We start from the raw sequence: 7,878 nt of genomic DNA on the forward strand, positions 1-7,878 counted from the left end.
TGATCAGGAGCGCGATGAGTAATACGACGTTGATCTTGCCCGCTACGCCACGCCCTACACACCGCCGAGCGGGCACGCGGCCTTGACCTCGAGGTCGGAGGGTTTGGTTTCGGCAATCAACTTCATCAAGGGCTGGGGACACGAATGGTGCGGATCGGCAACCGACCTTGGCCTTGGACGCCGCTTGACCATCCGGTCTTCCAGCGAGTGGAAGCCATCACGGACAGCGCCCGCCGGGCGCCAGCAGTTCGAAGGCGGCCTTCAACCTGCTTCAAGGTCCTCAAGCTCTTGATTGATGAAAATCCGGATAGCCTGAAAGGGAATGATCCTTGCCTTTCTGGGTTTTGACCGCGTTTGCCACGATTGCTGTGTGCTTGAAATCGGCTTGATCTGCCCCGCCTTTGCAATCTGAGGGAAACCGTTCTTCCCCATAATCGCGAATCACCTTTTCCAGTTGCTCTCCGGCACCTCGGCCAGCCATGCGGCGGCGGAGATGCCACGTGTCGTATCCATCCGCATGTCCAGGGGACCGTCGTTGCGGTAGAGCTGAAGCCCCGGCTCGGCGTCGTCCACCGGGCGACGAGATGCCCAGGTCCAGCAGGATGCCGTCGACCTGGTGCACGCCCCGTGCCGCCATCGCGTCGACCATCGTCGCGAAGCTGTCGTGCACGATCGAAAAGCGCGGATCGTTCATCTGCCCGGCCGTCGCCTGGAGATCCTTGTCGAAGCCGACCAGGCGCCCCTCGGGCGCCAGTTTCGACAGGATCAGCCGGCTATGACCGCCGCGGCCGAACGTGCCATCTATATAAATACCCGCAGCGCGCGCGCCCTCGAGGGCCAGCGCATCGACTGCTTCATCCAGCAGCACCGTACGATGCTGTACTGGGCACCGGCTGAGTCACATTCATGCGGCGCCTTAGAAGGAGAAAGAGGTCATGATGCTCGGGATGGGGACCCATTTCGAGATCTGGGACGCCGCCAAGCTGGCGGAAGACGAGGCCGAAGCCGGTGCGCGGGCGGTATGCCCGATGTCCTTTCCAATTTCTCCTTCTAAGGCGCCGCATGAATGTGACTCAGCCGGTGCCCGGTTTGCAGCATCGTACGGTGCTGCTGGATGAAGCAGTCGATGCGCTGGCCCTCGAGGGCGCGCGCGCTGCGGGTATTTATATAGATGGCACGTTCGGCCGCGGCGGTCATAGCCGGCTGATCCTGTCGAAACTGGCGCCCGAGGGGCGCCTGGTCGGTTTCGACAAGGATCTCCAGGCGATCGCGACGGCCGGGCAGATGAACGATCCGCGCTTTTCGATCGTGCACGACAGCTTCGCGACGATGGTCGACGCGATGGCGGCACGGGGCGTGCACCAGGTCGACGGCATCCTGCTGGACCTGGGCATGTCGTCGCCCCAGGTGGACGACGCGAGCCGGGGCTTCAGCTTCCGCAACGACGGTCCCCTGGACATGCGGATGGATACGACACGTGGCATCTCCGCCGCCGCATGGCTGGCCGAGGTGCCGGAGAGACAACTGGAAAAGGTGATTCGCGATTATGGGGAAGAACGGTTTGCTTTTCAGATTGCAAAGGCGATTGTTGCTCGCCGGGCAGTCGAGCCAATTTCAAGCACACGACAGCTTGCCGCAATCGTGGCAAACGCGGTCAAAACCCGGGAGAAAGGCAAGGATCCGGCAACCCGCACCTTTCAGGCTATCCGGATTTTCATCAATCAAGAGCTTGAGGACCTTGAAGCAGGTTTGAAGGCCGCCTTCGAACTGCTGGCGCCCGGCGGGCGCCTGTCCGTGATCAGCTTCCACTCGCTGGAAGACCGGATGGTCAAGCAGTTCCTGGCGTCCAAGGCCAAGGTCGAGCAACCGGACCGCCGGTTGCCGATCCGCGCCGTTGATCTGCCCCAGCCCTTGATGAAGTTGATCTGCAAAACCAAACCCTCCGACCTCGAGGTCGAGGCCAATCCGCGTGCCCGCTCGGCGGTGCTGCGCGTGGCCGAACGCCTGGGAGCGCGCGCATGACGGGCAAGATCAACGTCGTGCTGACCGCGCTCCTGGTCGGTTGCGCGCTGTCGGTCGTGAATGCGCGCTACCAGCGCAATCACCTGATCAACGACATCGAGAAGCTGTCGACCCAGCAGCGCCAGCTCGAGGTCGACTGGGCTCAGCTCCAGCTCGACCAGTCCACCCTCGGCAAGAACGAGCGCATCGAACAGATCGCGCGCTCCGAGCTGAACATGGCGCCCCTGAGCCCGGCGCGTACCCAATACCTGACGGAAGGCGGCAAATGAAGGCCGGCGTCAACGGTTCCCGTGTCGCCGCCGCCAAGGGCGTGGCGTTCTCCAAGAGCCCCGTGCTGGCCGTGCGCCTGCCGGACTGGCGTTCGCGCGTCGTCCTGTTCGTGCTGTTCGCGGCGTTCTTCGCGCTGGCCGGACGCGCGCTGTGGCTGCAGGGCGTCTCCAACCAGTTCCTGCAGAAGCAGGGCGCGAGCCGCTACGAGCGCACGCTCGAACTGCCGGCCACGCGCGGCAAGATCTTCGACCGCAACGGCATCGTGCTCGCGTCGTCGCTGCCGGTAAAGGCGGTGTGGGCGATTCCCGAAGACGTCAAGCAATCGCCGCCGGACAAGCTGCGCGCACTGGCGCAGCTGCTCGACATGCCGCAGGCCGACCTGCTCAAGAAGCTCGATTCCGACCGCACCTTCGTCTACCTGAAGCGCCAGGTCGAGATGGACGTCATCGCCAAGATCGAAAAGCTCGGCATCGACGGCATCGACACCCGCAAGGAATACAAGCGCTACTACCCGCAGGGCGAAGTGATGGCGCACATCGTCGGCTTCACGAACGTCGAGGACGCGGGCCAGGAAGGCATCGAACTCGCGCAGCAGAAGAACCTCGTGGGCCAAACGGGCAGCCGGCGCGTGATCAAGGACCGCCTGGGCCGCATCGTCGAGGACGTGGGCCTGTCGCGCGAGCCGCATGACGGCAAGGACATCACGCTGTCGGTGGATTCCAAGCTGCAGTACATCGCCTACAACAGCGTCAAGGAGGTGGTGGAGAAGTTCCATGCCAAGGCCGGCGCCGCCGTCGTGCTGGACGTGCACACGGGCGAAGTGCTGGCGCTGGCCAACTGGCCGACCTACAACCCGAACGACCGCTCGCACCTGACCGGCGAGCAGCTGCAGCAACCGCGTCATCACCGACACGTTCGAGCCGGGTTCGACGCTGAAACCGTTCACCGTCGCGCTGGCGCTGGAACAAGGGCCTGATCAAGCCGACCACGCTGTTCGACAACGGCGGCGCCCGGGAAACCGAAACGCGGCGCCTGGCCGAAGCCGACTTTGGTGAACATCTCCCACATCTCCTGCGCCGACAGCAGTTCCGAAATCTTGGTGGTGCCGATATTGGACGACACCTGGATGATGGTGCTGACGTCGATGACACCGTGCGGATGGGTGTCGCGGATCGTGTGGCCGCCTGGTCTGGTAACGGCCGCTGCCAGTATCGAACAGCGTGGTCGGCTTGATCAGGCCCTTGTCCAGCGCCAGCGCGACGGTGAACGGTTTCAGCGTCGAACCCGGCTCGAACGTGTCGGTGATGACGCGGTTGCGCAGCTGCTCGCCGGTCAGGTGCGAGCGGTCGTTCGGGTTGTAGGTCGGCCAGTTGGCCAGCGCCAGCACTTCGCCCGTGTGCACGTCCAGCACGACGGCGGCGCCGGCCTTGGCATGGAACTTCTCCACCGCCTCCTTGACGCTGTTGTAGGCGATGTACTGCAGCTTGGAATCCACCGACAGCGTGATGTCCTTGCCGTCATGCGGCTCGCGCGACAGGCCCACGTCCTCGACGATGCGGCCCAGGCGGTCCTTGATCACGCGCCGGCTGCCCGTTTCGGCCCACGAGGTTCTTCTGCTGCGCGAGTTCGATGCCTTCCTGGCCCGCGTCCTCGACGTTCGTGAAGCCGACGATGTGCGCCATCACTTCGCCCTGCGGGTAGTAGCGCTTGTATTCCTTGCGGGTGTCGATGCCGTCGATGCCGAGCTTTTCGATCTTGGCGATGACGTCCATCTCGACCTGGCGCTTCAGGTAGACGAAGGTGCGGTCGGAATCGAGCTTCTTGAGCAGGTCGGCCTGCGGCAGTCGAGTACTGAGCCAGCTGCGCGCAGCTTGTCCGGCGGCGATTGCTTGACGTCTTCGGGAATCGCCCACACCGCCTTTACCGGCAGCGACGACGCGAGCACGATGCCGTTGCGGTCGAAGATCTTGCCGCGCGTGGCCGGCAGTTCGAGCGTGCGCTCGTAGCGGCTCGCGCCCTGCTCTCTGCAGGAACTGGTTGGAGACGCCCTGCAGCCACAGCGCGCGTCCGGCCAGCGCGAAGAACGCCGCGAACAGCACGAACAGGACGACGCGCGAACGCCAGTCCGGCAGGCGCACGGCCAGCACGGGGCTCTTGGAGAACGCCACGCCCTTCGGCGGCGGCGACACGGGAACCGTTGACGCCGGCCTTCATTTGCCGCCTTCCGTGGGGTCTTGGGTACGCGCCGGGCTCAGGCGGCGCCATGTTCAGCTCGGAGCGCCGCGATCTGTTCGATGCGCTCGTTCTTGCCGAGGGTGGACTGGTCGAGCTTGGAGCTGAGCCCGGCATCGACCTCGAGCTGGCGCTGCTGGGTCGACAGCTTTCTCGATGTCGTTGATCAGGTGATTGCGCTGGTAGCGCGCATTCACGACCGACAGCGCGCAACCGACCAGGAGCGCGGTCAGCACGACGTTGATCTTGCCCGTCATGCGCGCGCTCCCAGGCGTTCGGCCACGCGCAGCACCGCCGAGCGGGCACGCGGATTGGCCTCGACCTCGAGGTCGGAGGGTTTGGTTTTGCAGATCAACTTCATCAAGGGCTGGGGCAGATCAACGGCGCGGATCGGCAACCGGCGGTCCGGTTGCTCGACCTTGGCCTTGGACGCCAGGAACTGCTTGACCATCCGGTCTTCCAGCGAGTGGAAGCTGATCACGGACAGGCGCCCGCCGGGCGCCAGCAGTTCGAAGGCGGCCTTCAAACCTGCTTCAAGGTCCTCAAGCTCTTGATTGATGAAAATCCGGATAGCCTGAAAGGTGCGGGTTGCCGGATCCTTGCCTTTCTCCCGGGTTTTGACCGCGTTTGCCACGATTGCGGCAAGCTGTCGTGTGCTTGAAATTGGCTCGACTGCCCGGCGAGCAACAATCGCCTTTGCAATCTGAAAAGCAAACCGTTCTTCCCCATAATCGCGAATCACCTTTTCCAGTTGTCTCTCCGGCACCTCGGCCAGCCATGCGGCGGCGGAGATGCCACGTGTCGTATCCATCCGCATGTCCAGGGGACCGTCGTTGCGGAAGCTGAAGCCCCGGCTCGCGTCGTCCACCTGGGGCGACGAGATGCCCAGGTCCAGCAGGATGCCGTCGACCTGGTGCACGCCCCGTGCCGCCATCGCGTCGACCATCGTCGCGAAGCTGTCGTGCACGATCGAAAAGCGCGGATCGTTCATCTGCCCGGCCGTCGCGATCGCCTGGAGATCCTTGTCGAAACCGACCAGGCGCCCCTCGGGCGCCAGTTTCGACAGGATCAGCCGGCTATGACCGCCGCGGCCGAACGTGCCATCTATATAAATACCCGCAGCGCGCGCGCCCTCGAGGGCCAGCGCATCGACTGCTTCATCCAGCAGCACCGTACGATGCTGCAAACCGGGCACCGGCTGAGTCACATTCATGCGGCGCCTTAGAAGGAGAAATTGGAAAGGACATCGGGCATACCGCCCGCGACGGCTTCGGCCTCGTTTTCCGCCAGCTTGGCGGCGTCCCAGATCTCGAAATGGGTCCCCATCCCGAGCATCATGACCTCTTTCTCCAAACCAACTGCATTGCGCAGCTCGGGCGAAATAAGCACCCGACCCGCGCCGTCCATCTCGACATCGCAGGCGTTCCCCAGGAAAATACGTTGCCACGCCCGTGCCGACATCGGCCAGGCGGCGATCTGTTCGCGATGCTCTTCCCACACCGGGCGCGGGAAGAACAACAGGCAACCATGCGGGTGTTTCGTGAGCGTCATACGGCCTTCACATTGCTGCATCAAGGCGTCACGATGCTTGGCCGGTATTGACATCCGGCCTTTTGCATCGAGGTCGATCGCTGACGCGCCCTGAAACACGTTGTACCTACGTTTTGGAGAGTTATCAGTCTGATTATTTTTGGGCGCCGGGAGATCCACCGATCTCCCACAAAACTGCACTTTTTGCCACCGTTTCCCACTTTAGAGGAAGCGTTGTCTGTGGTCAAGCGAATTCACGTTTAGAAAACAGCGAAATTACTAATGAAACCAATGACTTAGCGAACTTACTTGACGCAACCTCAAGTAAAAATATCGAGCAAAATTAGGCACTTAGGTAAAACAATGCATGTGCTACCTCATCTGCACACATGTGTTTTACCTTTGATAAAGAACAAGTCTTGACTGGTGGTAGGTTGCCGTATTGCAACACACATAACACGACAGGAAATTGCGGTTCGATGCGGGGAGGATTAGGATAAGGCGAAGGCGATCACCCAGCCGTTTCGGCTCACTTGGCGGTGTTGGGGAGCCGGCATTATAAGTGAGTCCGCACTATCGCGCAGGAGAACGCCATGAGCATCACATTGGCCCGGAGCCGCACCGTGTACGACCTCAACGAGGTGCAAGGCGCGCTCGACCGCAGCCGCGGACGTTCGCCCGAACTCGAAGCCTTCTACGAACGCATGCTCGAGACCGGCCCCGAACGTTTCGTCACCACGCCCTCTTCCATCGACGCCCTCGACCCGCTGTTCGAGGAATGTCCCAATTTCGACGAAGTGCTGGACGACCTGGCGCGCTATCTACGCCTGGCTCATGCCGGAGATAAAGGGTTCAACGTCATGCCGATCCTGTTGCTGGGCGGCCCTGGCGTGGGCAAGACCCATTTCGCCAAGCGCCTGGCGAAAGTCATGCAGACGGACTGCGAACTGATCAGCATGAACGCCCTGTCGGCCGGCTTCGTCATCACGGGCAGCTCGGCCAGCTGGCGCGGCGCCAAGTGCGGCAAGGTGGCCGAGCGCCTCGTGCGCGGCCAGTTCGCGAACCCCGTGATCGTACTGGACGAAGTGGAAAAGGCGACCGGCTCCTCGCAATCCGACCCGCTCGCGGCCTTGTACCAGCTGCTGGAGCCGGAAACGGCCAGTGCCTTCCGCGACGAATTCATCGACGTCGACATCGACGCCTCGCAAATCTTCTGGGTACTCACGGCCAATTCCACCGAAGGCATCCCGCACCCGCTACTGAACCGGATGGCCGTCTACGAAGTGCCGAAGCCGACACCCGAGCAGGCCGCCGGCATCGCCCAGCGCATGTATGCCGGGCCGCTGCGCGAGCTGAACCTGGCCGCGTTCGACCCGCTGCTCGGGGACGTGGTGCTGGATAAGCTCGCGGGCGTCTCGCCGCGCGACCTGCGCAAGACCTTGCTGGATGGCCTCGGCTACGCGGTGGCGGACGGGCGCGCGCACGTCGTTGTCGACGATATCCGGCTCAAGGCGACGCCGGCCAAGGGGCGGATCGGGTTTTAGAACGCCCCGGCGCTTGCGCGCACGTCCCGATCGCCCTTTAACGGCCGGGATCGATGCTATGGGCGGGATGGGCAGGCGCGAATCACGGACCCGGCCGCCGCGCTGCATCTATATAGATGGCACGTTCGGCCGCGGCGGTCATCGCGCTGATCCTGTCGAAACTGGCGCCCGAGGGGCGCCTGGTTGGTTTCGACAAGGATCTCCAGGCGATCGCGACGGCCGGGCAGATGAACGATCCGCGCTTTTCGATCGTGCACGACAGCTTCGCGACGATGGTCAA

Annotated in this window: 7 protein-coding genes and 4 pseudogenes; 6 read left to right on the top strand and 5 right to left on the bottom strand. The window is 63.0% G+C overall.

The window, feature by feature from the left end:
* Positions 1–280: 280 nt before the first annotated feature.
* Positions 281–868: a 16S rRNA (cytosine(1402)-N(4))-methyltransferase gene (gene mraW, locus ACWNCF_RS00725; protein WP_449405672.1), complete on the bottom strand. Its 588-nt coding sequence runs from the start codon at positions 866–868 to the stop codon at positions 281–283.
* Positions 869–923: 55 nt separating this feature from the next.
* On the opposite strand from mraW (ACWNCF_RS00725), the pseudogene ACWNCF_RS00730 reads away from it, so the two are divergent.
* The 4 genes and pseudogenes from ACWNCF_RS00730 to ACWNCF_RS00745 form a co-directional block, all read left to right on the top strand.
* Positions 924–1,054 (top strand): annotated as a pseudogene (locus ACWNCF_RS00730) (division/cell wall cluster transcriptional repressor MraZ); the annotation flags it as partial.
* An 8-nt stretch (positions 1,055–1,062) separates the two neighbouring features.
* A complete protein-coding gene (rsmH, locus tag ACWNCF_RS00735; protein WP_449405673.1) occupies positions 1,063–2,022 on the top strand; it encodes a 16S rRNA (cytosine(1402)-N(4))-methyltransferase RsmH in 960 nt (319 codons plus the stop codon).
* On the top strand, positions 2,019–2,291 hold the full coding sequence (gene ftsL, locus ACWNCF_RS00740) for a cell division protein FtsL (protein ID WP_449405674.1): 273 nt from the start codon (positions 2,019–2,021) through the stop codon (positions 2,289–2,291). The genes rsmH (ACWNCF_RS00735) and ftsL overlap by 4 nt, the downstream gene beginning before the upstream one ends.
* A pseudogene (locus tag ACWNCF_RS00745) lies at positions 2,288–3,257 on the top strand (peptidoglycan D,D-transpeptidase FtsI family protein); the annotation flags it as partial. The gene ftsL and the pseudogene ACWNCF_RS00745, both read left to right, overlap by 4 nt.
* A 40-nt stretch (positions 3,258–3,297) precedes the next feature.
* Here ACWNCF_RS00745 and ACWNCF_RS00750 read toward each other — a convergent pair.
* From ACWNCF_RS00750 to mraZ, 4 genes and pseudogenes are all read right to left on the bottom strand, one after another.
* Positions 3,298–4,506 (bottom strand): annotated as a pseudogene (locus tag ACWNCF_RS00750) (peptidoglycan D,D-transpeptidase FtsI family protein); the annotation flags it as partial.
* A gap of 53 nt (positions 4,507–4,559) precedes the next feature.
* Positions 4,560–4,781, bottom strand: coding sequence for a hypothetical protein (locus tag ACWNCF_RS00755; protein WP_449405675.1), 222 nt, complete (start codon positions 4,779–4,781; stop codon positions 4,560–4,562).
* Complete coding sequence (gene rsmH / locus ACWNCF_RS00760; RefSeq protein WP_449405676.1) at positions 4,778–5,737, bottom strand: 16S rRNA (cytosine(1402)-N(4))-methyltransferase RsmH; 960 nt, start codon at positions 5,735–5,737, stop codon at positions 4,778–4,780. Before rsmH (ACWNCF_RS00760) ends, ACWNCF_RS00755 begins: the two co-directional genes overlap by 4 nt.
* An 8-nt stretch (positions 5,738–5,745) precedes the next feature.
* Positions 5,746–6,174, bottom strand: coding sequence for a division/cell wall cluster transcriptional repressor MraZ (gene mraZ, locus ACWNCF_RS00765; protein ID WP_449405678.1), 429 nt, complete (start codon positions 6,172–6,174; stop codon positions 5,746–5,748).
* Between the two features lie 473 nt (positions 6,175–6,647).
* On the opposite strand from mraZ, the gene ACWNCF_RS00770 reads away from it, so the two are divergent.
* Positions 6,648–7,598: an AAA family ATPase gene (locus tag ACWNCF_RS00770; protein WP_449405677.1), complete on the top strand. Its 951-nt coding sequence runs from the start codon at positions 6,648–6,650 to the stop codon at positions 7,596–7,598.
* A 58-nt stretch (positions 7,599–7,656) separates the two neighbouring features.
* Positions 7,657–7,878: pseudogene (mraW, locus tag ACWNCF_RS00775) on the top strand (16S rRNA (cytosine(1402)-N(4))-methyltransferase); the annotation flags it as partial.

Source organism: Massilia phosphatilytica (assembly GCF_977014125.1).

What these genes read in the sequence shown, in the direction of transcription:
- rsmH (WP_449405673.1), top strand. Translation starts at nt 1,063, where the DNA reads ATGAATGTGACTCAGCCGGTGCCCGGTTTGCAGCATCGTACGGTGCTG.
- ftsL (WP_449405674.1), top strand. Translation starts at nt 2,019, where the DNA reads ATGACGGGCAAGATCAACGTCGTGCTGACCGCGCTCCTGGTCGGTTGC.
- ACWNCF_RS00755 (WP_449405675.1), bottom strand. Translation starts at nt 4,781, where the DNA reads ATGACGGGCAAGATCAACGTCGTGCTGACCGCGCTCCTGGTCGGTTGC.
- rsmH (WP_449405676.1), bottom strand. Translation starts at nt 5,737, where the DNA reads ATGAATGTGACTCAGCCGGTGCCCGGTTTGCAGCATCGTACGGTGCTG.
- ACWNCF_RS00770 (WP_449405677.1), top strand. Translation starts at nt 6,648, where the DNA reads ATGAGCATCACATTGGCCCGGAGCCGCACCGTGTACGACCTCAACGAG.